Consider the following 25,144-nt stretch of genomic DNA (forward strand, 5'->3'; position numbering starts at 1 on the left):
CTGGACCCCGGCCTTCGCCGGGGCACATGCCCGTTACGGCAGCTTTCACCCGAAAGCCGACGTCCTCAAACCGCAAACAAAAAGGCCACGGTTTCCCGCGGCCCCTTTTTTGTCCGGTCGAGCGTTGGCGCTTATTCGAAGTCGCCGCCACCGCCGGCCGGGCTGCGCGGCGGAGCCGCGGCCGTGAGGCGAAGCGCTTCGGCCGAACGGCTGATCGAGCTGATTTCATCGGGGGTATCGTCATCGTCGACGACGACCTTCTGCATCGAACCGACCAGCGTTTCCGACAGATCTTTCGGGCGCACGGTCTGTTCGGCGATCTCGCGCAGCGCGACGACGGGATTCTTGTCGCGGTCGCGGTCGATGGTCAGCTCCGAGCCACCCGAAATCTCGCGCGCGCGGTGCGCCGAGAGCAGAACCAGGTCGAAACGGTTGGGAACTTTGTCGACGCAATCCTCGACGGTAACGCGGGCCATGGTAATTCCTTGATAGAGGAGAGGCCAGCCTTTTGGGGGGGCTGGCGGCAAGCGCTGCGCGCTAGCAGCGGCGCGGGCGAATGTCAATCAAACCGCCCGCTCGTCGCCCCCTTGCCCCCGTCGCCGCGCCCGGCCTATGAGCGACCCATGTCCGCAGATCCCCTCCCCGTCGGCGACGCTAGGACGCTGACGGCCGATGTGGCCGGGCATCGGCTCGAGGTCATCGTCGACGGCGAAGCTCGGCTCGCGCGCATCCTGTCGCTGCTCGGCGGCGCGATCCGCAGCATCGACATGGTCATGTACATCTTCAAGCACGATGCCGCGGGCAGCCGGGTGCTCGACGCGATGACCGCGGCGGCAAAGCGCGGCGTCCGCGTTCGCGCGGTGATCGACAGCTTCGGTTCCTCCGACATCTCCGACAGCGTGTTCGGCCCGCTCCGCGCCGCGGGGGGCAGCGTGACCTTTTTCTCGCGCCACTGGCGGTCGAGCTATCTGGTCCGCAACCACCAGAAATTGCTGCTGATCGACGACCATGTCGCGGTGACCGGCGGCTTCAACATCGCCGATCCCTATCTCAGCAACCGGCGGACGCATTGCTGGTTCGACCTTGGCATCGTCGTGCGCGGACCGACTGTCGCGCGCATGGTCGAATGGTTTGCCGAAATCCATGACTACACCGTCCACCACGACGGCAAGCTCCTGATGCTGCGCCGGCTGATCCGCGAATGGCCGGTCGACGGCGGACCGGTGTCGTGGCTCGTCGGCGGCCCGACCCAGCGGCTGTCGCCCTGGGCGCGGTCGGTGCGCGCCGATCTCGACGGTGCGAAGCAACTCGACATGGCGATGGCCTATTTTTCGCCCGGCCAAGGCATGCTGCGACGGCTCGGGCGGCTGGCGAAGCGCGGCCGCGCCCGCTTCGTGATGGCGGCAAAGTCCGACAATCCGGCGACGATCGGCGCTTCGCGTCTGCTGTTCGGCTATCTGCTGCGAAAGAAAGCGACGGTCTGGGAATATCTCCCGTGCCGGCTGCACATGAAGCTGATCGTCATCGACGACGTTGTCCATGTCGGCACCGCGAACTTCGACATGCGCAGCCTGTTCGTCAATGTCGAGGTGATGCTGCGCGTCGCCGACGCCGGGTTCGCGCAGCAGATGCGCGATTTCATCGCCGGGCTGGAAGGCGATTGCGACGTCATCACGCCCGAAATCCAGAAAGCACGCGCTGGCTGGCTGACCCGGCTGCGCTGGATATTGTCGTGGTTCGTCGTCGGCGTCGCCGACTATACCGTCACGCGAAGGCTCAACTTCGGTCTCGCCGAATCCGATCCCGATACCGAGGTTTAGGCCTCAGTCTTTCCAGCCCCAGAAGAGGAAACAGGGCGGCACATTCACCCATTCGAACGCATTGTCGATGCGGTTGAAATGCGCCGCAAGGAAATCGCGCGCGCGAGCGCGGAACTGATAGACGAGGAAAGCGCCACCGGGGCGCAGCGCGCGATGCGTCGCCGCCGCGATCGCCGGGCCGACACCGGCAGGCAGCGTCGAGAACGGGAGGCCGGAGAGGATATAATCGGCATGCGCGAAGCCGTGCGCGGCGATGATTTCCTCGACATCCGCCGCCGACCCGTGAACCGCGATGAGGCGGCTGTCGCGGATATCCCCCCGCAGATAGTCGATGAAATCCTCGTTGGTGTCGATCGCGATCAGCGTCGCATCGCCCGCCATCTTTTCCAGCACGGGACGGCAGAAGGTGCCGACACCGGGGCCGTATTCGACGAACAGCTTGGTGTTCTTCCAGTCGACGGGCTTCAGCATGTGGCGGATCAGCGTCGGCGACGACGGCACGATCGATCCCACCATCACCGGGTGCTTGATGAACCCGCGGACGAACATGCCCCACGGCCCGAAAAAGCGCTTCAGCCTTTCGCGGATCTTGCGGATCGGCGCGACGTTCGATTGGGCCTGCGCCCGGGGATTGGTCATGATGGCTTTCGCGTTGTTGCGGCTGGCCAATTGCGTGGCAAAATCGGCGCGCGGGCGCAAGGAAAGAGTGGGGGTTGACTCTGGACAGAACGCCCTGCCGGTGTAGGGAGAGTGTCGCACGCGACGAGCCGAAGGCGGCAGGCACAGGCAGGGGAACAGGACATGGCGACCGCTTCGCATTCCATCCCCGCCGACCGGATGGCGGTGCTGTTCGCGGTCATGCTGGTCGCGGCGGCCGGAAATACCGCGATGCAGTCGATCCTTCCCGCGATCGGGACGACGTTGCACATCCCCGACGTGTGGGTCAGCCTGGCCTTCAGCTGGTCGGCGCTGCTCTGGGTCCTCACCGCGCCGCACTGGGCGCGCCAGTCGGACAAGCGCGGCCGCAAGGCGCTGATGGCGCTTGGCGTCGTCGGCTTCCTTTCGTCGATGGCGCTCTGCGGCATTGTGCTCTGGGCGGGGCTGAAGGGCCTGATCGGCGCCGGCATCACCTTCATCGTCTTCGCGCTGTTCCGCAGCCTTTACGGCGGGCTCGGTTCGGCCGCGCCGCCAGCGGTACAGGCCTATGTCGCCTCGCGCACCGACCCGGCGGAACGCACGCAAGCGCTGTCGCTCGTCTCCTCCTCCTTCGGCCTCGGAACGGTGATCGGACCGGCGGTCGCCCCCTATTTCATCCTGCCCGTCGTCGGCCTCGCGGGGCCGATGATCGTTTTCGCGGTCATCGGCTTGGTTGTGCTAATCCTTTTGCGCTGGCGCCTGCCGAACGACACGCCGCGGTTCGCGGCGCGCGGCGCGATTGCGCCCTACCCGCTGTCCGCCGGACCGGCCGAACCGACCAGCGAGGCAGAGAATGATCCTGACGCGCCGCCGCAGGAAGCGCTGAGTTGGCGCGACCAGCGCGTTCGCCCGTGGCTGCTCGCCGGCTTCTGGGGCGGACAGGCGCAGGCGATGATGCTCGGGGTTATCGGGTTCCTGATCCTAGACCGGCTCGATTTGCGGACTGATCCCGACACCGCCGCCAGATTGACCGGAACGGTGCTGATGGCGGGCGCCTTCGCGACCCTGCTCGCGCAATGGGGGCTGATTCCGCTGTTCAAACTGACCCCGCGCCCGACGGTTTTGTGGGGCGCCCTGCTCGCCATCGCCGGGATATTGATGACCGGCGTCGCGCAGGACCTGCACGGTATCGTTATCGGCTTCGCGCTCGCCTCGCTCGGTTTCGGCCTCTTCCGCCCCGGTTTCACCGCAGGATCGTCGCTCGCGGTGCCCCGCCGCGATCAGGGCGCAGTTGCCGGAATGACCGCGTCGATCAACGGCTCGGCTTATATCGTCTCGCCCGCCATCGGCGTGCTGCTCTACAACTGGCACCCGCTGGTCGCTTATGGCCTGATGGCGGCATTCTGCGGCTGGCTGGTGCTGTGGGGCTGGTCCGCGCTACGGCTGGACCAGCCCAAAGCCTAGGAATTACTCCTTGTCGACTTCCTCATGCTTCCGCTCACGGACGGGCTTGAGCATGCCTGGCGCGAAGAAGCCGATCGGATTGACGCTCATCGCGGCCTGCTTGATCTCGCCCTGGATCTTTTCATAATCTTTCTCCATCGCCTCGGTCACCGAGGCGCGGGTGTCCTTCAGAGCTTCTTCGAAGTCGGCCATCGTCACCGTGTCACTGTCCATCGACCGCTTGAGCGCCGCGAGCCCGGCGCGGCGTGTCAGGTCTTCCAGATCGGCGCCGGTGAAGCGATCCGTCCGTTCGGCGAGCGCCGCCAGATCGACATCGTCCGCCAGCGGCATCTTGCCGGTCTGGATTTCGAGGATGCGCTGGCGCCCCTCGGCATTCGGCACCGACACATAGATCAGTTCGTCGAGCCGACCCGGCCGCAGCAGCGCCGGATCGATAAGGTTCGGGCGGTTGGTCGCGCCGATGACGACGACCGACTGCATCTCCTCGATCCCGTCCATCTCGGCGAGGATCGTGTTGACGACGCGCTCGGTCACCTGCGGCTCGCCCGACGTCCCGCCGCCCCGCGCGGGGACGAGGCTGTCGAGTTCGTCGATGAAGATGATCGTCGGCGCCACCGCGCGGGCGCGGGCGAACAGCCGCGCAATCTGCTGCTCGCTCTCGCCATACCATTTCGACAGCAGGTCCGACGATTTGATCGAGATGAAATTGGCATCGGATTCGCGCGCCGCCGCCTTCGCGAGCAGGGTCTTGCCGGTCCCCGGCGGGCCATAGAGCAGGAAGCCCTTGGCCGGACGGATGCCGAGGCGGCGGAACGCCTCGGGGTTTTTGAGCGGCAGTTCGATGCCTTCGATCAGCTTGTCGCGCGCGGCGTCGAGCCCGCCGATGTCGCTCCACCGCGTCTTCGGCGCCTGCACCATCACCTCGCGCATCGCCGACGGCTGCACGCGCTTCAGCGCATTGTTGAAGTCCTCGCGGGTCACGCGCAGTTCGTCGAGCACCTCGGGCGGGATCGTCCCTTCCTCAAGGTTCAGTTTCGGCATGATCCGCCGCACCGCCTCGATCGCCGCCTCGCGCGTCAGCGCCGCCATGTCGGCGCCGACGAAACCGAAGGTCGTCCGGGCAAGTTCGTCGAGATCGACATTCTCGCCCAGCGGCATGCCGCGGGTGTGGATGCCCAATATCTCGCGCCGTCCCTTTTCATCGGGCACGCCGATCACGATCTCGCGGTCGAAGCGGCCGGGCCGCCGCAGCGCCTCGTCGATCGCGTCGGGACGATTGGTCGCAGCGATGACGACGAGGTTGGTCCGCGGTTCGAGCCCGTCCATCAGCGTCAGCAATTGCGCGACGAGGCGCTTCTCGGCCTCGCCCTGCACCTGCCCGCGCTTCGGCGCGATCGAATCGATCTCGTCGATGAACAGGATCGATGGCGCCGACTTGGCCGCCTGTTCGAAGATATCGCGCAGGCGCTTTTCGGATTCGCCATAGGCGGACCCCATGATCTCGGGCCCGTTGATCAGGAAGAATTGCGCCTCGCTTTCGTTCGCGACCGCGCGCGCCAGCCGCGTCTTTCCCGTTCCCGGCGGGCCGTGCAGCAGCACCCCGCGCGGCGGATCGACGCCGAGACGGCGGAACAGTTCGGGGTAGCGGAGCGGCAATTCGACCATCTCGCGAAGCTGGTCGATCGTCTCGCCGAGCCCGCCGAGATCATCGTAGGTGACGTCGGTGCGGCGCGAATCCTGCGGCTCCTGAAATTCGGGAAGCAGCTCGACCTCGGTACTCTCGTCGATGAAGACGACGCCCTTGGGGCTCGCCGACACGACGAGCAGGCGTACCTCGGCGAGAGCATAGGCCGGGGCGTTGAGCATCTGACGGAGTTGCGGCGGCATGTCGCCGGCCGACACCCGCTGCTGCCCCGCGGTCGCGACAGTATCCCCCGCGACCAGCGGCCGCCCGAAGAAGCTGCGCTTCAGCGCGTTCGCCGATCCCTGAAGGCGGAGATTCTCCTGCGCCGGCGCGAACACCACGCGCGTCGCGGGGCGCGTCTCGACCCGGCTCAGCGTCACCATGTCGCCGGCACCGGCACCGGCATTGGCGCGTTGCAAGCCGTCGAGGCGGACGACTTCGAGTCCCTCGTCCTCGGCATAGGGCGCCATCACGCGCGAGGCGGTCTCGCGCTTGCCGTGGATTCCGATGATGTCGCCCTCGGTCACGCCGAGCTGCGCCATCGCCGCACGCGAAATCCGCGCGATCCCGCCGCCGCTTTCTTCGGCGCGCGCATTGGCGACCTGCAGCTTGACTTGCTTTTCTTTTACCGGTGCATCCGCCAAGGCGTTTCTCCTCCCTCAAATAAGGCACGAACGGCAAAGATAGGATGGTCGTTCCCGATTTGCGACCCCCGGGGCAGCGATCGGTGCGAAAGCAAATTATACTGCACCGCACAATAATTCTGGCGTGACTTCGCACGCCATGGCATCATTGTACCCGGCACGAACATGGCACGTCTTCCTCCCCTCAGCAGTATGGAGGCCTTTCTCGAGGTCGCCCGCCACGGCACGGTAAAGGCCGCGGCAACCGAGCTCGGACTGTCGATGCCGGCGCTGTCGCGGCGCATCCAGACGCTCGAACATGCCGTCGGGCGGCCATTGTTCAACCGCCACCATCACGGGCTCAGCCTGACCGAGGCGGGGCGCGAGTTGCAGGATCATCTGGCACCGATCCTCGACGAACTGCGGGGCGCGATCAGCCGCGCCGGCAGCCCCGATGCCTCGCTCCGTCTTCACCTCAACGTCCTGCCGCTCTTTGCGCAGCAGCGCCTCTTCCCGCGCCTGCCCGAACTGCGCCGCGAGCACCCCGAACTGCATATCGATATCGAGACGATGTCGCATGGCGAGGCACGGCTGGGCGACGGCATCGACGCCGCGATCGCGCTGGCGCGGGCGATCGACCCCGCGCTTTATGCGGCGCGGCTCGATCAGGACAAGGTCTTCCCGATCGCCTCGCGCACGCTGACCGACGGCGACCGCCCGCTCACCGTCCCCGAGCAGCTCCAGCGCTCGACGATTCTCCTCCACCGCGAAATGCCCGAGACGTTCAGCGAGTGGAAGCAGGCGATCGGCATGCCCTATCTCGAACCGGCGGGGACCGATTTCTTCGATTCGGGACCGTTGATGCTCGAAGCGGCGGCGCAGGGCATCGGGGTCGCCTTCATGCACGGCCATCATTTCGACGATGCGCAGGATCCGCGGCTCGTCCGGCTGTTCGATTTCGACGTCGACAGCCCGTACAGCTACTGGTTCGTCTGCCGCCCGCGCGCGCTGCGCCAGCCGGCGGTCAAGCTGTTCCACGACTGGCTGCTGGCGGCGAAAATCTGATTTTTCGGTGACCCGGCCGGGCCGGAAATGGTGCTGCTGGAGAGGATTGAACTCTCGACCTCACCCTTACCAAGGGTGCGCTCTACCACTGAGCTACAGCAGCAGCCTGATGCCGCGAAGCACGTCGGTGCCGGGCAGGCGCGGCCTATGGCGGGGCGCCCTTCGCCTGTCAAGGTACGAAGGCTTGACGATGCGCCGATTTCGCGGGCAAGGATCGCGCCGTGAGCAAGCCGCCCTCCCCCACCGATCTCGAACGCGAACGCCGCCTCGCGGAGGCGCTGCGCGCCAACCTGCGCAAGCGCAAGGCGCAGGCGCGCGAAACGAAACCCGAAACCCCGCCGGAGGGCTGAGCGGAACCCGCGCGGCCTTGCGCTCTCTTTCAGCCGATGCCACACCCGGCCGAGGGCGGCAGTCGCCGGCCGGGAGGGGAACCCGATATGATAATCTTGCCGATCAGCCTGACCATCGCCGCGGGGGCCGCGCTGCTCAACCTCTGGCTTACCGTCCGCGTCGGGCGGGTGCGAACGCAAGAGAAGATTTTCGTCGGCGATGGCGGCAATGAGGCGGTGATCCGCCGCATGCGCGCGCACAGCAATTTCGTCGAAAACACCGCCTTCGTGCTGATCCTGCTCGCGCTGATCGAACTCGGCATCGGCTCGTCGCTATGGCTGTGGGGCGCGGGCGCGCTCTATCTTGTCGGGCGCATTCTCCACGCGCTCGGCATGGACGGCATGCGTTGGGGCCGGATAGCGGGAACGGTCATCACCATAATGGCCCAGCTCGGGCTCGCGATCACCGCGCTCGTCGCGGTTTACCTGACCCCGGTCAGCTTTACGTCAACCGAGATCGTCGAAACCGAAGCGGTCGCGCCCAGATAGGCCCTTTTACCCGCCCATCGCCATATCGCTGACATAGGGGTTCGTCCGCCGTTCGTGCGCGAAATTACTGTGCGGCCCGTGTCCGGGCAGGAAGGTCGTGTCGCCGCCGAGCGGCCACAGCTTCTGCGTGATCGAATCGAGCAGCTGCTGGTGATTGCCGCGCGGAAAGTCGGTGCGGCCGATCGATCCCTGGAACAGCACGTCGCCGACCACCGCCAGCTTCGACGGCGCGTGATGGAAGACGACATGGCCGGGCGTGTGTCCCGGACAGTGGATGACGTCGATGACCAGATTGCCGACGGTGACTGTGTCGCCGTCGACGAGCCAGCGGTCGGGCTCGAAAATTTCGCCCGTCATGCCAAAGCGCGCGCCATCCTCGCCCAGCCGTTCGATCCAGAAACGGTCGTCCTCGTGCGGGCCCTCGATCGGTACGCCCAGCTCTTTCGCCAACACCCCGGCCTGACCGCAATGGTCCATATGACCATGGGTGACGAGGATCTTTTCGACCTCCACCCCGGTCTGCCGCACCGCTTCCCGGAGCTTTTCGAGATCGCCGCCCGGATCGATGAAGGCCGCCTTGTTCGTCTCGGTGCACCACATCAGGGTGCAATTCTGTTCGAAGGCGGTAACCGGCACGATCGCCGCGCGCATGGGGGGATTTGGGGGGGGATTGGGAGCGTTCATGGCGGCCGATGTGGGGAAAGCCGGCCAAAATGGCAAGCCTGTCAGGTCTCCAGCGTGGTCGTCGGCCGCGATGCGACGACCGAGCTGCCGATCGCCGAAACGATGATGCAGGCGATCGCGAGCCACTGGACCGGCGTCATTACCTCATCGAGAATCACATAGCCCGCCAGCGCCCCGACCGCCGGGGACGCGCCCAGCAGCATGCCGAACACATGCGCCGGCAACCGGCGCATCGCTTCGATCTCCAGCGAATAGGGGATCGCGCTCGACAGGAGCGCAATGCCGGCGCCGATCAGCAGGACGGCGGGCGAGAATAATATCATTCCCGTCGTGCCCAGCCCGATCGGCAGGGTCAGCACGGCCGCAACGAGCATGCCCCACGGCGCCGCGTTGCTCCCGAGCGTGCCCGCGACCCGCTTGCCGAAGATGATGTAGAGCGCCCAGCAGGCGGCGGCGGCGAAAGCAAAGGCGATCCCGACGGGATCGAGCCTGTCGTCATGCCCGAGCGGCAAAAGCAGGATCAGGCCGAGAACTGCCAGCCCGAGCCACAAGAAATCGCGAGGACGGCGCGACGCCAGCAGCACGACGGCAAGCGGGCCCATCACCTCGATCCCCGTCGCAATCCCGATCGGAATGCGGGCCAGCGCCTGATAATAGGTCAGGTTCATGGTGCCCAGCATCGCGCCATAGATCAGCAGCGCGGGGATGGCGGCGCGGGTAACCGGGTGTCGCCACGGGCGATACAGGGCAAAGAGCATCGCCGCGGCCAGCGCGGTCCGAAGCGATGTCATGCCATAAGCGCCGAGCATCGGAAACAGCTGCTTGGCGAAACCCGCGCCGAGATTCATCGATATCTGAGACGCCAGCGCCGCGCAGATGCCGATTGCGGCGGCGTGCTGGCCCGAGGTGGATCGCATGTCTATCATCGCAGCGGGAAATAATCTCGTTTAAGCGGGTTGTGCGCGCAAATTCGGGCGCTGAAATGCAACAATCCCTCAGGACGGTGCCGATGCGCGTATCATCCCCTCATGCCAACCGGTCGCTCGACGATTTCGACCGGGCGATTCTGCGGATCATCCAGTCCGACAACAAGACACCCCAGCGGCGGATCGCCGACGCGGTCAACCTGTCGGCCGCCGCCGTACAGCGCCGGATCGCCGCGATGGAGGCTGCCGGAGTCATCGAAGCCAATGTGGCCGTCATCGCGCCCGAGGCCCTGTCGCTGGCGATCACCGCCATCGTCGAGGTGCATCTGCTCGACGAGCGCGCGGCGACGGTCGATGCGGCCAAGGCGCTCTTTGCCGCCGAGCCGACGGTGCAGCAGGCCTATTACGCGACCGGCGGCGTCAGCTTCGTCCTAATCATCGTCTGCCGCGACATGCGCGAATATGAAGCCCTGACGCGGCGGCTGTTTTCCGAGAGCGACCTTGTCGACCATTTTCGCACCCTGATCGCGCTCGATCGGGTCAAGGCCGGAAGCGCCCTGCTAATATCATAGCGACGCACCGCGGCGGAATCACCGCAGCGTCATTGTGTCTCCTTCGACATTCACGGCGGCGAGCCTTGCCAAATAGCTTTGCCCGAGCAGCGAAACGCCCATGTCGGCATCGACCACCGCCGCCTGCACCCGCCGCACCTCGATGCCGTCGATGTCGACGCTGTCGAGCATGACCGTCCGCATCGGCACGTCGCCGCCCGCGGTGCGCGCGGTGCCCGAAACGGGCAGGCTGTCGACATCGATGCCGATCGCCTCCGCGTCGGGCCGGGTCAGCGCAATGATCGATGCCCCGCTGTCGACCATCATCTTGATATCGACGCCGTCGATTTCGGCAGTGGCGTAAAAGTGCGAATCGCCGGACCGGTTGATGCGTACGCCGCCGGACGAGGCGCGGGCCTGTGCGGTCGTATAAACGCTTCGGTCCTTGCCGCGCTGGGTCGTCCAGTTTTCATTATCGTCGCCGCCGCGATCGATAACCGGCCCGGAAGCGGCCAGATTCGTTGAACGGTCGGCGATGCCCGCCATGCCGACCGATACCGCCGCGATGACCGCGGCCAAACCAAGAAAGCGCCCCAACATGCGGCGCTTGTCGCAGACTATCGTTGGTTATTGGTTAAGTGCCGGGCGCGCCCGGCCGCAATCAGCCGCGCTCGACGAATGCCCGCCAGCTCGGGATGCCGCCGCGCAGCGAATAGGCGATGCGCGCGCAGGCATAGGGACGACCCGCCGCATTGTCGGCCTCCGCGGCAGTACGCGGCCAGGCCGCGTCGTTGCCCTGCCCGGCAGACCAGCAGACCAGCGCTTCCGCCTCGGGCCGCGCCGCGATTTCGGCACCGTCGGCGGGGCTGTAGGATGCCGGAATATTCCAGCCGAGGATCCGGCGTTCGATCGGCCCCCGGGCCGTGAGCAGCGGCGCAAAGGCCGCGCATTCATCGGCGAGCAGCGTCGCGACCGCCGCGCGCTCCCGCTCGCCGAGCCAGCGTCCGCCGAGCAAGGGCTGCCAGCGGGCCGGCTGGCCCGACCGCAGCGCCGACAGCAGTTCGTCGGCGGCCGCCTCGAAACGCGCGCGCCAAGGTGAGTCGGCCGCAAGCGGCGCCAGCAGCGACGGCACCACTGTCATTTCGACCTCGATCGGCACGAGTGGCGTGGCATTATCGGCCAATGCAGGTCCGGGTGTGCAATCACCAGCCGCGAGGGCCGGGGTCGCGGCGGAAACGGCGACAAGCGCCGACAGGATCAGAAGCGCGCGCATGGACGATATACTAGCAGCGATCGCTGCACCTGTCATGAACCGGCGGCCAGCCCCTCACGCAGCCAGAACGGCGCCGTGGAAGGATCGATATTCTCGACGCGGCGATGCTCGACCGACAGTCCGAGGTCGGGATAAGCGACCATCTGCCGCTTTTCGTCGGCCTCGCCGATCGGAACCACGACGAGCCGCCGGTTCACCTTCTGCCGCCAGTTCATCCGCGCGGTATTTTCCTGCCCGACATAGCAGCCCTTGGTAAAGCTGACCCCGTTCAGTTCGGCGGCATTGCATTCGAGCCACAAGGTCGCGCCGTCGCCGAGCTCGCGGCCGCCCTCGGTGACGCCGAGCGACAGGCGATGCGCTTGCCAGGCAGCATCGGCGCCCTCGCCTTCGCCGGCGGGCGCCAGCCAGCGCTGGCCGAGTTCGGCAAGGCGCGGATCGACGACGCCGAGGTCGCCTGCCGGAGCCCAATGCGCCGCGAGACCGGGTTCGACCGCGATCGTGATCGGGCGGCGCAGACGATAGAGGGTCAGCCGCTTCGCGAGCGCCTCGGCCGCGTCGCGTTCGCAATCGACGAGCACATCGTCGCCATCGCCCCACAGCAGGAAATCGAACAGCACCTTGCCCTGCGCGGTCAGCAGCGCCGCCCACACCGGCAAATTTCCGGCGGTGTCGTTGGTGACAAGTCCCTGCAGGAAGCCGCGGACGTCCTCCCCCGACAGACGGATCAGGGCGCGGTCGTTGAGGGTGGTATTGGCCATGGCGATAATTTAGGGACAGAAGCCACAAATTGCACGCTCGAGGTTTGAAGCGATTTTGTTCAGTGCGAGACGGCAAGGCGCAGGCCTATGTCGATAGGTCAAGGCGTGCCGACGAAGCAATGGACAAAATCGGTCAAATCCCGAAGGGACGTCGAAATGGCTTCAATCTCCGGCCCGGTCAGCTTTGCGGGTAGCGATGCTACCCGCTGCACCCGCCCGAACCCGATATTTTCGCCATTTCGACGCCTCGAGCGTGCAATTTGTGGCTTCTGTCCCTAAGGACGCCGCAGCCAAAACCAACCCCAAGCTGACGAGCCCCCGCATGACCTACCGCCTGACCATCCGCCGCCCCGACGACTGGCACGTCCACCTGCGCGACGGCGCGATGCTCGAACATGTCGCGCCCTACACCGCGCGCCAGTTCGCCCGCGCGATCGTCATGCCGAACCTGTCGCCGCCCGTGACGACCGCCGAGGAAGGCCGCGCCTATCGCGACCGGATCAACGCCGCCGTTCCGGCCGAGCTCGACTTCACGCCATTGATCGTCGCCTATCTTACCGACCATAGCAGCCCCGACGAAATGGCGCGCGGCCATGCCGAAGGTGTTTTCACCGCGGCCAAACTCTATCCGGCGCATGCAACCACGGGCAGCGCGCATGGCGTCACCGATATCGCGAACATCATGCCCGTGCTCGAACGCATGCAGGACATCGGCATGCCGCTGCTGATCCACGGCGAGGTGACTGACCATGATGTCGATATCTTCGACCGTGAGGCGGTGTTCATCGAACGCACCCTCGCACCGCTCGTGAAGCGGCTTCCGGCACTCAAGATCGTCTTCGAGCATATCACGACCGCCGAAGCCGCCGCGTTCGTCGCCGAGGCCCCGGCGAATGTCGCCGCGACGGTGACGCCGCAGCATCTGCACATCAATCGCAACGCGATGCTTGTCGGCGGCATCCGCCCGCACGCCTATTGCCTGCCCGTCGCCAAGCGCGAGCATCACCGGCTCGCGGTACGCAAGGCCGCAACCTCGGGCTCGCCGAAATTCTTCCTCGGCACCGACAGCGCACCGCACGCGGTGCACACCAAGGAAGCTTCCTGCGGCTGCGCGGGGATTTTCAACGCCCCCTATGCGCTCGAAAGCTATGTCACCGCCTTCGACGAAGACGGCGCGCTCGATCATTTCGAAGGTTTCGCGAGCGAGCACGGCCCGCGCTTTTACGGCGTGCCGCTTAACGAGGATACCGTGACGCTCGAACGGGGCGAAACCGTCGTCCCCGATCGCATCGGCGAGGTCGTTCCGTTCCATGCCGGCGAGACGCTGGGCTGGCGGCTCGCCGACTGATCAGGCGATCTCGATCATCCGTTCGGCGCGCATCTTGCGCCACATGTCGAAACTGAACACCGCGATGCTGATCCAGATCAGCAGGAAGCAGGCCAGTTGCGCCGGCTTCAGCGGCTCATGGAATATGAACAGGCTGAGCACGAACTGGATCGTGGGCGCGAGAAACTGGACGAAGCCCAGCGCGGCATAGCTCATCCGGCGCGCGGCGGTCGCAAAGAGCAGCAACGGCACCGCGGTCACCACCCCGCCCGCAACCAGCAGCCAGCTAATTCCGCTATCGGCGCCAAACCCGCGCCCGTCGCCGGCTCCGACATAATAAACCGCGACCGCCAGCGAAACCGGCAGCAGCACCGTCGTTTCGATCGCGAGGCCGGGCAGCGAACCGACCGGCACGACCTTGCGGATCAGGCCGTACAGGCTGAAGCTGAACGCCAGCGTCAGGCTGATCCACAGCGTATCGAGCGCCCCGCCGAGCAGGATCGCGACGCCGACTGCGGCGATCGCCACCGCGACCATCTGCCACCGCGAAAGCCGCTCGCCGAGGAAAAGCATCCCCACCATCACATTGACCAGCGGGTTGAGATAATAGCCAAGGCTGGCCGCGAGCACATGGCCGCTGAAGATCGAGTGGATATAGACCAGCCAGTTGATCGCGATCAGCACCGCACTCGCGAGCAACATCCGCAGCACGCGCCAGTCCTTCAGCGCGACAAGATAATCGCCGATCTGCCGGCGGAACGCCATGACCAGAAAACAGAAGGGCAGCGACCAGACGATCCGCTGTGCGAGCACCTCCAGCGGCGGCACGCTTTCCAGCAGTTTGAAGAACAGCGGGACGAAGCCCCAGAACCCGTAGGCCGCGAGGGCATAGGGCAAGCCGCCCTGATTGCTCCCCGCCGGAGCGGCTTGCGATGCCATGACGAAAAAGCCTTTCGGCGAAAAATCAGATGATGCCGCCGCCCAGCATCAGGCGAATGACGCCGATCACGATGACGACGATGTTGAGATTGCGTCCGCTCGTCTTGTCCGACATCGCGCCGAGCGCGAGGCCGACGACGGCAAACGGGATGATCACCCAGTTCGCCCAGCCGAGCAGCGGGATGAAGGCGAAAACGGCCAGAACCAGCGCGATAACGCCAATGACGAGCGATCCGATATTCAGCATGGCCGATATGTCGCATGCCCTTTGCCGCCCCGCAAGACCTTTCGGTTCGTCGACGACATCGCTCGGCTCGTCTTGTTGCCTTGGGTTCATGCAACGGGAATTGGACCCCGGTCGTTTTCCCTTTCGAAGCGCCCGATGCCCTCTTGCAAGAGCGGGCGAGGCGCCGAACCAGGAAAGGACAATAGAATGCGTAATTTCACCAAAGCCCTTTTCGGCACGATCGCCGCGGCCGGTGTCATGGCTTCGGCCCCCGCTTCTGCCGGCGTTTCGACCGCCGTTCAGGCTCCCGGCTATCACGCCAGCGAACAGACGAGCGATTTCTACAAGAAGCGCCGTCATCGCGACCGCGACTATTATGCCCGCAACGACCAGCGCGTGAATTCGAACACCCGCGTCTGGCGTGGCAGCGACGGACGTTATCGCTGCAAGAAGGACAATGGCACGACCGGTCTCCTGATCGGCGGCGCAGTGGGCGGCCTCGCCGGGCACGAGATTGCAGGCAACGGCGACAAGCTGCTCGGTACTGTGCTCGGTGCCGCAGGTGGCGCGCTGCTCGGCCGTGAGATCGACAAGGACAAATATCGCTGCCGCTAAGCGATAGCGTTACCGTTACGGGTGTGGGTCCGAGACCCCTCCGCCCGCACGCGTGATGGCGAGGACGCCGGCCGGGAGGTCGGCGTCCTCAACATCGCGTGTGCGGGCCGCCGTGCGTCGGGGCTTGCCCCTGCCGCACTCTTCCCGCAGAAGCATCGGCCAACGCTGCGGAGAGATATCATGCTGAACGGCCCGCTGCTCGTGACCGAGCGCCTGATCCTCCGTCCGCCCGCGACCGAGGATTTCGACGGCTTTGCCGAAATGTGCACCGAAGCCGATACCATGCAGTTCATCGGCGGCGCCTGCGAACGATCGCAGGCGTGGCGCATGTGGTGCACGCTCGCCGGGGCATGGCACATCCGCGGTTTTTCGATGTTTTCGGTGATCGAACGCGACACCGGCGAATGGGTCGGGCGGCTCGGTCCATGGGAGCCCGAGGGCTGGCCGGCGCCCGAGGTCGGCTATGGCGTGCGCGCGAAATTCGCCGGCAAGGGTTATGCGTTCGAAGGCGCGATCGCAGCCTGCGATTTCGCGGTCGAATTCCTGAAATGGCCCGGGCTGATGCACAGCATCGATCCCGCCAATGTCCGCTCGCAAGCGCTCGCGCAGCGGCTCGGCGCGATCAACAGCGGCCCAACCCGCCTCCCCGCGCCGTTTCAGGATGCCCCGGTCGATGCCTGGACGCAGAGCGCCGATGCCTGGCGGATCAAACGCAAGGAATTCAGGCTGTGACCGATGATCGTCACATCGACCCCGAACGCGCGCAATTCGACGCCTTCAAGGCGCTGCCGCGCGACACGGTGATCCACATGCTCAACCTCGTCCGCTTCCGGGACAAGGCCGCCTATCCGACGGATCACCCGCTCGCCGGGCACGACCTGACTGGCGCCGACGCTTATGCGAACTACGGCCGCGACAGCGGCCCGGTCTTCCAGCGCGTCGGCGGCCGCATCGTCTGGCGCGGCACGATGGAGGCCATGTTGATCGGTCCCGACGCCGAGCATTGGGATGCGATCTTCGTCGCCGAATATCCGAACAGCGGTGCGTTCATGGCCATGGTTACTGACCCCGTATATCGCGAAGCGGTCGTCCATCGGCAGGCGGCGGTCGAGACGTCGCGCCTCATCCGCACCGCACCGCGGCTGAATCCGTCCCGGTCCGAGACAGTTTTCGGCTAACAAAGTCTTACCCGTTAACGCATTTTCTTCGCACCTTTTTAACCAGGATCGGGCATTCCGGAGAAGATGTTAAGGGAGTGTTAGCGATGATCATGCGCGGAAAATGGCTGGTTGCGGGTTTGCTGGTGGCCACCGCTCCGTTGGCCGGCTGCCGGGACAATCCCAATGCCAAGGCCGAACTGTCGCCGCTCGACGACGGCCTGACCAACGCCGACCCGACGGTCAAGGGTTCGCTCGAAGACAAGATCATGGTCGATCCGAAGCTGACCGGCCAGGCGAACCAGAACGCCGTCGGTCCCGGTAACAAGCCCGTCGACGGCGGCGTCCCCGGCGTCGCCGGAAGCAAGGCGGCGACTGCCGCCGAAGCCGCGGCAGCGCAAGCAGCCGGCAAGCTGCTCGCCGCGCCCAAGGCGCTTCCCTATGAAGCCGATTGCAAGGGCGATTGCGCCACCGCCGGCAAGCGCCCGGTCACCATCGGCGCACTGGCCCGCGAACAGGCAAAGGGCAGCTGCGACGCCAAGCTGACCTATAGCAACGCGTGGGCCGACCGCCTGCCCCCGGCTTTCCGCCTCTATCCGCGCGCGACGCTGCGCGAAGCTGCGGGCGTCGCCGGCGGCAAGTGCAATGTCCGCGTCGTCAATTTCCAGACCGCAGCCTCGATGCAGGCGGTGCTCGACTATTATCACACGATGGCGGTCCGCGCCGGCTACACCAGCGACCACCGGGTCAATGGCGACGAGCACATCCTCGGCGGCACCAAGGGCGAGCTTGCCTATGTCCTCTTCATGCGGCGTGACGGCGGCATGACCGACGTCGATCTGGTCGCCTCCGGCGGCAAATAAGCGAGCGCCGATCGCGCAACAAAAAAAGGCCCCGGTTTCCCGGAGCCTTTTCTTTGCGGACGAACAGCCCGTCAGATCTTGTCGCCGAGCGCGCCCTGAACCTTGCCCTTCAGATTCTGGGCTTCGCCCTTGCGTTCCTGCGCCTCGCCTTCGGCACGCAGGCGCTCGCTATCGGTCGCCTTGCCCGCCGCCTGCTTCACATTGCCGGCAGCTTCGTTGGCGAGGCCTTTCGCTTTTTCGGTGAGTTCACCCATCGGGATTCTCCTTTATCGCAGAGGCGGGAGGGGCTCGCCTCTCGCAGGAGAAACGGACGAACGGGGCGCATGTTCCGCGACGCAAGACAAGACGTTGCAAAGCAACGCCAAATGCGCTTCGTGATCGAGGAATGCTCCCTGTCCTCGCCTTCGTCATCCCGGACTTGACCCGGGATCCATAACCACGGCTGTTGCCTGGATCCCGGATCAGGTCCGGGATGATGAAAGGGAGATATCTGAAAGCGCTTCAGCCAAGTCATCCTCCGAGATCCAACGAAAAAGGGCGCCGCGGTTGCCCGCAGCGCCCCTTTCACGAACTGGATCCCGAACGGGAAACGGGCTTATTTGATCCCGTCGCGCTCCATCCGCTTGCGCTCCATCTTGCGGGCGCGGCGGACAGCGGCGGCGCGCTCGCGCGCGCGCTTTTCGCTCGGCTTCTCGTAGTGACGGCGCAGCTTCATTTCGCGATACACGCCCTCACGCTGCAGCTTCTTCTTGAGCGCGCGAAGGGCCTGGTCGACATTATTGTCGCGAACGATGATCTGCATACGCCGTGTCGTCTCCTGTTCGTCAAAACGATTCCGGTACCGGAGAGCCGGTTTGCCGTAAATCGCCGATATTCGGGCAATAAAAAGAGCGCCGCGAAAGCGCGACGTTCCAATGAAGCGCCAACTAGAGGGATTCGCGCCGAAATGCAAGCCCCAACGCGGCGAACCGCGCCTCACCCGCTACGGGACAGCGCGGCCCTCGCCGGGATTGGCCTGCCCGCTGCCTTGTGGCATAGGTAGCAGGACGAAACCAATCAGATAAAGGGACAGGCCATGGCGACCCAGCTCAAGCGCAACAGCAAATATAGCGAAGCCGAATGGACGGCGCGGCAGGAACTCGCCGCCTGCTATCGCATCTTCGCGATGATGGGCTGGGACGAGATGATCTTCAACCACATCACCGTGAAGCTGGAAGATCAGGAGGGCGCGTTCCTGATCAACCCCTATGGCATGCATTTCAGCGAAGTCACCGCCTCCAGCCTGATCAAGATCGACATCGACGGCAACAAGCTGGACGAGGATAATCCCTGGCACGTCAACAAGGCGGGGTTCGTCCAGCATAGCCTTTTCCACCGCGTCCTGCCCGACGCGCATGCGATCATCCACACGCACACGACCGCGACGATGGCGGTCTGCGGGCTCGAAGGCGGGCTGCAGCCGACGAACTTCTATGCCTGCAACTTCATGGGCCAGCTCGCCTATCACGATTTCGAGGGCGTGACTGTCCGCGAGGAAGAGGGCGCACGGCTGGTCGAGCATCTTGGCAACAAGCGCATCCTGATGCTGCGCAACCACGGCCCCGTCGTGATGGGCAAGTCGCTGTCCGACGCCTTCATCAAATATTGGGCGCTGCAGCGCGCCTGCGAGATCCAGCTCGCGACGATGAGCATGGGCAAGCCGATCCTCGTCGACGAAGAGGTCATCAAGGTGCACCAGCGCGACCTCTATATGGCCGCCATCCCCGGCCAGTCGGGCAAGGCCGAGTTCGACGCGATGGTGCGCAAGGTCGACAAGATCGACACAAGCTGGCGTGACTAATCCGGCGGCTGCGCTAACAGGGAACGCATGACGCGATTCTCGGTCAACGACCGCCCGGTCGAATATCGCATGGACCCCGAAACGCCCCTGCTGTGGGCGCTGCGCGACGCGTCGAACCTGACGGGAACCAAATATGGCTGCGGCACCGGCGAATGCGGCGCGTGCACGGTCGATATCGACGGCGAGGCGATTCGCAGTTGCCTCGTCACCATCGCCGAGTGCGAGGGCCGCTTCGTCACGACGATCGAAGCGCTGTCGCGCGACCGCAGCCATCCGGTACAGCAGGCCTGGGTCGCCGAACAGGTGCCGCAATGCGGTTTCTGCCAGTCGGGAATGATCATGGCGGCGGCGGCATTGCTCCGCACCAACAGCAATCCGACCGACGCCGAAATCGATGCGGCGATCACCAATATCTGCCGCTGCGGCACCTATCCGCGGATTCGCGGCGCGATCCGCCTTGCCGGGCGTGTCCTGCGCGGCGAGGAACGGATCGCCGCCGCGCCGCCGCCCGGCATCCGCCCCGAGGATGCGGCACGCGCCGTTCCCGCCATGCGCAAGCCCCCGGGAAGCTGAACCTAAGGCAACACCCCGGTTCAGCGGCGGATCATATTGCCTGCGGTAACTTTCTCTTCATCTTCCCGGCTGGTGCCTCCAGCGTGCGGGACATGAATTGGAGTATGGCGAGATGAAGAAGATGTTCGGAGGGTTGCTGATCGCTGCGACGGTCCTCACCCCCATCGCTCCCGCCGCGGCACAGGCCTCCGGCGAGCGAATGCAGATCGCGCAAAACGATCGCGGCAATCGCGGCGACCGTGGTCCGCGCGGCCCCGAAGTCCGGCGCGGCGGCGGCGGCGAAGGCCGCGCCCAGCGTCAGGCCCCGCGTTCGCAGCCGCAACGCGAGCAGGTGCAGCGTCAGCAGGTCCAGCGTCAGCAGCGCGATATGCGGGCCGATCGCGGCAATCGCTGGAACGGCCAGCAACAGCGCCAATGGCAGCAGCGCGGCGCCGATCAGCAGCGTGTGCGCCAGCAGCAGGTGCAGCGTCAGCAAGCGCAGCGCCAGCAGCAGATTCGCCAACAGCAGATCCGGGGCCAGCGCGGTACTTATGATCGCAACCGCGACGGCCGCGTCGACCGCCAGTGGGACCGCGACCGTAACGGCCGTGTCGACCGGCAGTGGGATCGCAACCGCAATGGCCAAGTAGACCGGCGTTATGACCGCAATCGCAACGGCGATCTCGATCGCCGCTGGGACCGGAACGATAACAACCGCGTTGACCGCCGTTACGACCGCAACCGCAACGGCTATGTCGACCGGCGCTATCGCGACGGCCGCCACGATCGCTGGGACCGCAACAACAGCCGCTGGAGCCGCGACTGGCGCAGCGACCGCCGTTACGACTGGCGCAGCTACCGCGACCACAACCGCAGCTATTATCGCATGCCGCGCTATTACAATCCGTATCGCGGACGCGGCTACACGCGGTTCAGCATCGGCTTCACGCTGGGCTCGCTGTTCTACGGCTCGCGTTACTGGATCAACGATCCGGGCTATTACCGCCTGCCGCCCGCTTATGGGGGCTATCGCTGGATCCGCTATTATGACGACGCGCTTCTGGTCGATACCTACTCGGGCGAAGTGGTCGACGTGATCTACGACTTCTTCTGGTAATATTCCTTTCGGTTATCAGATGAATAAACTGAAGGGGCCGGTTCGCCGGCACCTCTTTTTATGGGCTTGCCCTCCCCTGCCCGACGCGCCACGGTCACGCCACGAAACAGGGGAGCAAATATGCGAAAATCGGGATTGGCGACTGCCACAGCAGTCGCGCTGGCGCTTTGGAGTGCAGCCTCGGCGGAGGCCCGCACCACAGTCATCTATGCCGGGCACGTAATCACCGATGCCGACAAGCCGATGCAGGGGCCCGTGACCGTTACCGTCACCGACGACCGCATCACGTCGATCACGGCCGGGCGTTCGGAAGCGCCGGCGGGCGCCGAGGTCGTCGATCTCGGCGACAAGACCCTGCTTCCCGGGCTCGTCGACCTCCATGTCCACCTCACCGGCGACCCCGGCGACGATTATCGCGCGGCGGCGGTCGACCCCGACGAATGGGGCGTGGTCGTCGGCGCGAAGAATGCCGCGATCACGCTGCGCGCGGGTTTCACCACGGTGCGCGAGGCGGGGTCGGCGCAATATACCGCCTATGCGCTCCGCCGCGGGACCGCGACCGGCTTTATCGAGGGGCCGCGCATCGTCGCAGCGGGCCCGGCGCTGTCGATCATCGGCGGCCACGGCGACGTCACGGGCTTCCGCGAAGACGTCCATGCCGTGCTCGATCAGGGCTACACCTGCACCGGCGCGCTCGAATGCGCCGAGAAGGTGCGCAAGGCGTCGCGCGCCGGGGCCGACGTCATCAAGATCACCGCGACCGGCGGCGTCCTGTCGCAACAGGCGCGCGGGCTCGAGGGCCATTTCACCAGCGCCGAGCTGCAAAGCATCGCCGATACCGCCCATTCGCTGGGGCTGAAGGTCATGGCGCATGCGCACGGCGCAGGCGGGATCACCGCGTCGGCCGCCGCGGGCATCGACAGCATCGAGCATGGCACCTTCGCCGACGATCCGACGCTGAGGGTGATGAAGGCCAAGGGCACCTATCTCGTGCCGACGTTGATGGCGTTCGAGGGCATAAGGGAACGGCTCGGCAAGGGCATCTATACGCCGACGGTCGAGGACAAGGTCCGCATGACGCTGAACGACGTCGGCAAGGCGGTTACGCGCGCCAAGGCGCTCGGCGTGCCGATCGCCTTCGGCACCGACGCCGGGGTATTCGAACATGGCCGCAACGGCGGCGAGTTCGAGTTGCTCGTCAAATATGGGCTAACCCCGCGCGAGGCGCTGGCAAGCGCGACGACGGTGGCCGCGAAACTGCTGTCGCTCGAAAATGAGATCGGCCGCATTGCCCCCGGCATGTCGGCCGACATGATCGCGGTCGACGGCGATCCGCTCAGCGACGTGACAACGCTCGAAAAGGTCGACTGGGTGATGGTTCGCGGCCGGATCGCTGGCTGACGGTCACCTTCCCCAATTCGTCATCCCGGCGAGGGCCGGAATGACGAATGGGAAATAATCAGCCGCGATTTCAGGCGATGCGCTGGATGCGTGGCGGCTGTGCCGCCCTCGTTGCCCGGCCCTGCGCGGGACTGATGAGCATTTCGATGTCGACGGCTTCGGTGAACTGCACGCCGACGCGATTGTCGCTCGACCAGCGCGCCTGCGCGTCGAGCGACAGGTCGGAGCCGAATTCGAGGATGAGGTCGGTACCGGCGGGCACGTTCCACAGCCCCTCGATCAGCGCGCCGCGCGACGATATGTTGCGGACGATCGCTTCATATTGATAACCGCCGCTGGTGACCTGGATCGTGCGGAAGGTTGTCCGTCGCGGCTCGCGGGCGCTCTTGTAACCCTTGGCCTCGACGCGGCCGCCGCCTTCGCCGAGCAGCACGAGAACTTCGCCGAGTTCCATTGGCTTGCCATAAATATAGCCTTGGACATGGCTGCAGCCGAGGCCGCGGATCAGCGCCAGATCGTCGTGCGTCTCGACCCCCTCGGCGGTCGTCTCCATGTCGAGCGCCGTCGCGAGACCGACGATCGACGAGATGATCGCGGCATTCATACTGTTCGGGTCGGCGGCACCGAGCACGAAGCTCTGGTCGATCTTGATCTTGTCGAACGGCGCCTTTTTCAGATAGCCGAGCGCCGAATAGCCGGTCCCGAAATCGTCGAGCGCCAGCCGTACGCCGGTCCGCTTCAGCTTCTGGAACATCGCAAGATTCTCGGGACTTTCGTCGAGGAAGACGCCCTCGGTGATCTCCAGTTCGAGCTGATCGGGCTGGATGCCCGCCGCCGATACCGCGCTCATGATCGTCGTCGGCAGCTTTTCATTGGCGAATTGTCGCGGCGAGACATTGACCGCGACACGGTAGCCCGGCCCGAGCCGGGCAATCGTCGCGCAGGCGGTGCGAATGATCCATTCGCCGATCGGGATGATGAGGTTGGATTCCTCGGCGATCGGTATGAACTTCGACGGGCTGATCACACCCTCGGGTTCGCGCCGCCAGCGGATGAGTGCCTCGAAGCCCGAAATCCGCTCGGTTCCGACATCGACGATCGGCTGATAGAGCAACGCCAGCTCGTCTCGCGCGAGCGCGTCGCGCAGCGCATCTTCGATCGCCTTGCGCTCGCTCGCCTGATTGTGCATTGCATCGGCGTAGAAGCGATAGACGCCGCGCCCGGCGTCCTTGGCGGCATAAAGCGCAAGGTCGGCGTTGCGGACCAGCGCCGAAACGGACACGCCCTGCCCTTCCGACACGGCAATCCCGATCGACGAGCCGATCCGGACCTGCTCGCCCTCGATGGCGAAGGGCTTGGCAAGGCTGAGGATGATCGCGTTGGCGATGCCCGCGAGCTTTTCGGGCTGGGTGAGCTGCGGCAACACGATCTGGAACTCGTCGCCGCCAAGGCGTCCGACCTGTCCCTTGTCGCCGACGATCTGGGTCAGCCGTCCCGCAACCTGCTGGAGAAGCTGGTCGCCGACCGGATGCCCCAGCGTGTCGTTGACCGCCTTGAACCGGTCGAGATCCATCATCAGCAGGGCGCACGGCTGCGCCTGCCCGGCGTGACTGCGCAATGCCCGCTCGAGCAGGTCGGTGATGTGCAGCCGGTTCGCCAGCCCGGTCAGCGTATCGTACCGCGCCAGCTGGTTGATCTCGCGCTCCGACCTTTTCTTTTCAGTGAGGTCAGTCCCGCTGCCACGGAATCCCTGGAAATTGCCGAGTTCGTTGCTGATCGGATTGCCCGAAATCGACCACCAACGCTCTTCGCCCTGCACCGCCGCCTGAACGGTCAATTCGTTAAACGGCGTCCGCGACGAGAGGCTGAAACCCAGCGTGCGCTCTTCGCTCTCGTCATTTCCGATTCGCTTGCGAATGATGTCGGTAAAAGGCCGGCCGAGGATGTCGGACAGCGACAGCCCAAGCTTCGCCGCGACGGTCGGCGAAATATAGACGAGTTGGCCATAGCGATCGGTTTCCCAGAACCAGCCGCGCCCGGCCCGCTCGAAATCGCGGACAAGGCCCAGCGCGCGCTGCTGGTCGCTGATCGCAAACCGCTGCGCCCGGGTCGCGCGGCGCTGATGGCGGATATCCTCACGCATCATGACGATCAGCAGGCCCAGAAACACCAGCCCCGCGACAGCGAAGGGCCATGATGCGATGCCGACCGCGCCGCCCAGTGCCGTCGCACCGGCAAAGGCAAAGAAGGCGGGGCGCGCAATCGCCACCGCCGACGCCGCGACAAGGATCGACCCGATCTGGATCGCGGTGAAGGCATCGAAGAAAAAACGGCCGTCGGGAACCGCGATCGCCGCGAACATCGCGACAGCGTTGAGCAACGTGCCCAGTGCGATCAGCGCCATACTGGCGATCATGACCAGCCGCAGCCGTTCGGGGTGCAGCGCCCGCCCGCCCCGCATCGCCTGCCCGACGACGGTCAGCGCGAGGTCGCAGAGCAGGCCGATGCCCATCACCAGCCATTGCGACGGCCGGTCGAGGAAGCCGGCGACGCCCGGGACGAAAGCGAAGACGAAGAAGGTCAGCGCGCGGCCGATGAGCACATAGTGCCACAGCTGCGCGACACGCATCAGGCGCGTCACGAATTCGGGCGAATCGAGCAGCGATTCGTCCGCGGACGGATCGCTGACGACTGGCCGAACAATCTTGCGCTGCGCCCCCAACTGCCCTCTTCCTGCCTATCCGA

29 protein-coding genes and 1 tRNA gene are annotated in these 25,144 nt (G+C 65.4%); 15 read left to right on the forward strand and 15 right to left on the reverse strand.

The genetic code is table 11. From position 1 onward, the window contains the following. Nucleotides 1-131: 131 nt before the first annotated feature. Nucleotides 132-476 carry a DNA-directed RNA polymerase subunit omega gene (gene rpoZ, locus AN936_RS10610; protein WP_054588129.1) on the reverse strand — a complete coding sequence of 115 codons (345 nt, stop codon included), beginning with the start codon at nucleotides 474-476 and terminating at the stop codon, nucleotides 132-134. 147 nt (nucleotides 477-623) lie between these two features. Between rpoZ and AN936_RS10615 the strand changes: the two genes are divergently transcribed. Then, nucleotides 624-1,820 carry a phospholipase D-like domain-containing protein gene (locus tag AN936_RS10615; protein WP_054588130.1) on the forward strand — a complete coding sequence of 399 codons (1,197 nt, stop codon included), beginning with the start codon at nucleotides 624-626 and terminating at the stop codon, nucleotides 1,818-1,820. 3 nt (nucleotides 1,821-1,823) lie between these two features. Here the strand turns inward: AN936_RS10615 and AN936_RS10620 are convergent, their stop codons facing one another. After that, nucleotides 1,824-2,459 carry a class I SAM-dependent methyltransferase gene (locus AN936_RS10620; protein WP_054590225.1) on the reverse strand — a complete coding sequence of 212 codons (636 nt, stop codon included), beginning with the start codon at nucleotides 2,457-2,459 and terminating at the stop codon, nucleotides 1,824-1,826. Nucleotides 2,460-2,621: 162 nt separating this feature from the next. Between AN936_RS10620 and AN936_RS10625 the strand changes: the two genes are divergently transcribed. Beyond that, nucleotides 2,622-3,920, forward strand: coding sequence for an MFS transporter (locus tag AN936_RS10625; RefSeq protein WP_054588131.1), 1,299 nt, complete (start codon nucleotides 2,622-2,624; stop codon nucleotides 3,918-3,920). Nucleotides 3,921-3,923: 3 nt separating this feature from the next. Here AN936_RS10625 and AN936_RS10630 read toward each other — a convergent pair whose 3' ends face one another. Next, the gene (locus tag AN936_RS10630) at nucleotides 3,924-6,248 is read right to left on the reverse strand and encodes a CDC48 family AAA ATPase (RefSeq protein WP_054588132.1); all 2,325 of its coding nucleotides are present in this window, start codon (nucleotides 6,246-6,248) and stop codon (nucleotides 3,924-3,926) included. 165 nt (nucleotides 6,249-6,413) lie between these two features. Between AN936_RS10630 and AN936_RS10635 the strand changes: the two genes are divergently transcribed. Beyond that, the gene (locus AN936_RS10635) at nucleotides 6,414-7,292 is read left to right on the forward strand and encodes a LysR substrate-binding domain-containing protein (RefSeq protein ID WP_054588133.1); all 879 of its coding nucleotides are present in this window, start codon (nucleotides 6,414-6,416) and stop codon (nucleotides 7,290-7,292) included. A gap of 28 nt (nucleotides 7,293-7,320) precedes the next feature. Here the strand turns inward: AN936_RS10635 and AN936_RS10640 are convergent. Continuing rightward, nucleotides 7,321-7,395 (reverse strand) — tRNA-Thr (locus AN936_RS10640). 118 nt (nucleotides 7,396-7,513) lie between these two features. Between AN936_RS10640 and AN936_RS25750 the strand changes: the two genes are divergently transcribed. Both AN936_RS25750 and AN936_RS10645 read left to right on the forward strand, forming a co-directional pair. Further along, nucleotides 7,514-7,642, forward strand: a complete 129-nt coding sequence (locus AN936_RS25750) for a hypothetical protein (RefSeq protein ID WP_257719800.1) — start codon at nucleotides 7,514-7,516, stop codon at nucleotides 7,640-7,642. 87 nt (nucleotides 7,643-7,729) lie between these two features. Beyond that, on the forward strand, nucleotides 7,730-8,170 hold the full coding sequence (locus tag AN936_RS10645; protein WP_054588134.1) for an MAPEG family protein: 441 nt from the start codon (nucleotides 7,730-7,732) through the stop codon (nucleotides 8,168-8,170). Between the two features lie 6 nt (nucleotides 8,171-8,176). Here AN936_RS10645 and AN936_RS10650 read toward each other — a convergent pair whose 3' ends face one another. Both AN936_RS10650 and AN936_RS10655 read right to left on the reverse strand, forming a co-directional pair. Continuing rightward, nucleotides 8,177-8,854 (reverse strand): MBL fold metallo-hydrolase, encoded by a 678-nt coding sequence (locus AN936_RS10650; RefSeq protein ID WP_054588135.1) that lies wholly within the window; start codon nucleotides 8,852-8,854, stop codon nucleotides 8,177-8,179. A gap of 41 nt (nucleotides 8,855-8,895) precedes the next feature. Then, the gene (locus AN936_RS10655; protein WP_054588136.1) at nucleotides 8,896-9,771 is read right to left on the reverse strand and encodes an EamA family transporter; all 876 of its coding nucleotides are present in this window, start codon (nucleotides 9,769-9,771) and stop codon (nucleotides 8,896-8,898) included. A 92-nt stretch (nucleotides 9,772-9,863) separates the two neighbouring features. On the opposite strand from AN936_RS10655, the gene AN936_RS10660 reads away from it, so the two are divergent. Beyond that, entirely contained in the window at nucleotides 9,864-10,352 is a 489-nt protein-coding gene (locus tag AN936_RS10660) for an Lrp/AsnC family transcriptional regulator (protein ID WP_054588137.1), read from the forward strand. Between the two features lie 18 nt (nucleotides 10,353-10,370). On the opposite strand, the gene AN936_RS10665 is transcribed toward AN936_RS10660, so the two are convergent. The 3 genes from AN936_RS10665 to AN936_RS10675 all read right to left on the reverse strand — a co-directional run bounded on the left by AN936_RS10665 (nucleotide 10,371) and on the right by AN936_RS10675 (nucleotide 12,362). After that, nucleotides 10,371-10,910 carry a retropepsin-like aspartic protease family protein gene (locus AN936_RS10665; RefSeq protein WP_234715808.1) on the reverse strand — a complete coding sequence of 180 codons (540 nt, stop codon included), beginning with the start codon at nucleotides 10,908-10,910 and terminating at the stop codon, nucleotides 10,371-10,373. Between the two features lie 82 nt (nucleotides 10,911-10,992). Then, complete coding sequence (locus AN936_RS10670) at nucleotides 10,993-11,604, reverse strand: hypothetical protein (protein WP_054588139.1); 612 nt, start codon at nucleotides 11,602-11,604, stop codon at nucleotides 10,993-10,995. Between the two features lie 32 nt (nucleotides 11,605-11,636). Next, nucleotides 11,637-12,362, reverse strand: coding sequence for a YgfZ/GcvT domain-containing protein (locus AN936_RS10675; protein WP_054588140.1), 726 nt, complete (start codon nucleotides 12,360-12,362; stop codon nucleotides 11,637-11,639). Between the two features lie 322 nt (nucleotides 12,363-12,684). Between AN936_RS10675 and pyrC the strand changes: the two genes are divergently transcribed. Then, nucleotides 12,685-13,710, forward strand: a complete 1,026-nt coding sequence (pyrC, locus tag AN936_RS10680; protein ID WP_054588141.1) for a dihydroorotase — start codon at nucleotides 12,685-12,687, stop codon at nucleotides 13,708-13,710. On the opposite strand, the gene rarD is transcribed toward pyrC, so the two are convergent. Both rarD and AN936_RS10690 read right to left on the reverse strand, forming a co-directional pair. Then, a complete protein-coding gene (gene rarD, locus AN936_RS10685) occupies nucleotides 13,711-14,628 on the reverse strand; it encodes an EamA family transporter RarD (protein ID WP_054588142.1) in 918 nt (305 codons plus the stop codon). It lies immediately after the preceding gene. 25 nt (nucleotides 14,629-14,653) lie between these two features. Then, the gene (locus tag AN936_RS10690; protein WP_054588143.1) at nucleotides 14,654-14,875 is read right to left on the reverse strand and encodes a hypothetical protein; all 222 of its coding nucleotides are present in this window, start codon (nucleotides 14,873-14,875) and stop codon (nucleotides 14,654-14,656) included. Between the two features lie 186 nt (nucleotides 14,876-15,061). Between AN936_RS10690 and AN936_RS10695 the strand changes: the two genes are divergently transcribed. The 4 genes from AN936_RS10695 (at nucleotide 15,062) to AN936_RS10710 (ending at nucleotide 17,489) form a co-directional block, all read left to right on the forward strand. Then, nucleotides 15,062-15,469, forward strand: a complete 408-nt coding sequence (locus AN936_RS10695; protein WP_054588144.1) for a glycine zipper 2TM domain-containing protein — start codon at nucleotides 15,062-15,064, stop codon at nucleotides 15,467-15,469. A gap of 180 nt (nucleotides 15,470-15,649) precedes the next feature. Then, entirely contained in the window at nucleotides 15,650-16,201 is a 552-nt protein-coding gene (locus AN936_RS10700; RefSeq protein WP_054588145.1) for a GNAT family N-acetyltransferase, read from the forward strand. After that, the gene (locus AN936_RS10705) at nucleotides 16,198-16,647 is read left to right on the forward strand and encodes a DUF1330 domain-containing protein (RefSeq protein ID WP_054588146.1); all 450 of its coding nucleotides are present in this window, start codon (nucleotides 16,198-16,200) and stop codon (nucleotides 16,645-16,647) included. The genes AN936_RS10700 and AN936_RS10705 overlap by 4 nt, the downstream gene beginning before the upstream one ends. Nucleotides 16,648-16,733: 86 nt before the next feature. Beyond that, nucleotides 16,734-17,489: a hypothetical protein gene (locus tag AN936_RS10710; protein WP_054588147.1), complete on the forward strand. Its 756-nt coding sequence runs from the start codon at nucleotides 16,734-16,736 to the stop codon at nucleotides 17,487-17,489. 71 nt (nucleotides 17,490-17,560) lie between these two features. On the opposite strand, the gene AN936_RS10715 is transcribed toward AN936_RS10710, so the two are convergent. Next, nucleotides 17,561-17,743 carry a CsbD family protein gene (locus AN936_RS10715; protein ID WP_054588148.1) on the reverse strand — a complete coding sequence of 61 codons (183 nt, stop codon included), beginning with the start codon at nucleotides 17,741-17,743 and terminating at the stop codon, nucleotides 17,561-17,563. Nucleotides 17,744-18,084: 341 nt separating this feature from the next. Next, nucleotides 18,085-18,291 (reverse strand): 30S ribosomal protein S21, encoded by a 207-nt coding sequence (gene rpsU / locus AN936_RS10720; protein ID WP_003047635.1) that lies wholly within the window; start codon nucleotides 18,289-18,291, stop codon nucleotides 18,085-18,087. Between the two features lie 273 nt (nucleotides 18,292-18,564). Here rpsU and AN936_RS10725 point away from each other — a divergent pair, with 273 nt between their 5' ends. Next, complete coding sequence (locus AN936_RS10725; RefSeq protein WP_054588149.1) at nucleotides 18,565-19,329, forward strand: class II aldolase/adducin family protein; 765 nt, start codon at nucleotides 18,565-18,567, stop codon at nucleotides 19,327-19,329. 27 nt (nucleotides 19,330-19,356) lie between these two features. Next, nucleotides 19,357-19,902 (forward strand): (2Fe-2S)-binding protein, encoded by a 546-nt coding sequence (locus AN936_RS10730; protein ID WP_054588150.1) that lies wholly within the window; start codon nucleotides 19,357-19,359, stop codon nucleotides 19,900-19,902. 31 nt (nucleotides 19,903-19,933) lie between these two features. Here the strand turns inward: AN936_RS10730 and AN936_RS25460 are convergent, their stop codons facing one another. Beyond that, on the reverse strand, nucleotides 19,934-20,404 hold the full coding sequence (locus AN936_RS25460) for a hypothetical protein (protein ID WP_234715809.1): 471 nt from the start codon (nucleotides 20,402-20,404) through the stop codon (nucleotides 19,934-19,936). Between AN936_RS25460 and AN936_RS10735 the strand changes: the two genes are divergently transcribed. Further along, entirely contained in the window at nucleotides 20,363-20,998 is a 636-nt protein-coding gene (locus AN936_RS10735; RefSeq protein ID WP_234715810.1) for an RcnB family protein, read from the forward strand. The two genes, AN936_RS25460 and AN936_RS10735, sit on opposite strands and share 42 nt — an antisense overlap. A gap of 120 nt (nucleotides 20,999-21,118) precedes the next feature. Then, nucleotides 21,119-22,399 (forward strand): metal-dependent hydrolase family protein, encoded by a 1,281-nt coding sequence (locus AN936_RS10740; protein WP_054588152.1) that lies wholly within the window; start codon nucleotides 21,119-21,121, stop codon nucleotides 22,397-22,399. 70 nt (nucleotides 22,400-22,469) lie between these two features. Here the strand turns inward: AN936_RS10740 and AN936_RS10745 are convergent, their stop codons facing one another. Then, entirely contained in the window at nucleotides 22,470-25,121 is a 2,652-nt protein-coding gene (locus tag AN936_RS10745; RefSeq protein ID WP_054588153.1) for an EAL domain-containing protein, read from the reverse strand. Nucleotides 25,122-25,144: the final 23 nt, after the last annotated feature.

Origin of the sequence: Sphingopyxis macrogoltabida (genome assembly GCF_001307295.1) — a bacterium.
Lineage (GTDB): Bacteria > Pseudomonadota > Alphaproteobacteria > Sphingomonadales > Sphingomonadaceae > Sphingopyxis > Sphingopyxis macrogoltabida_B.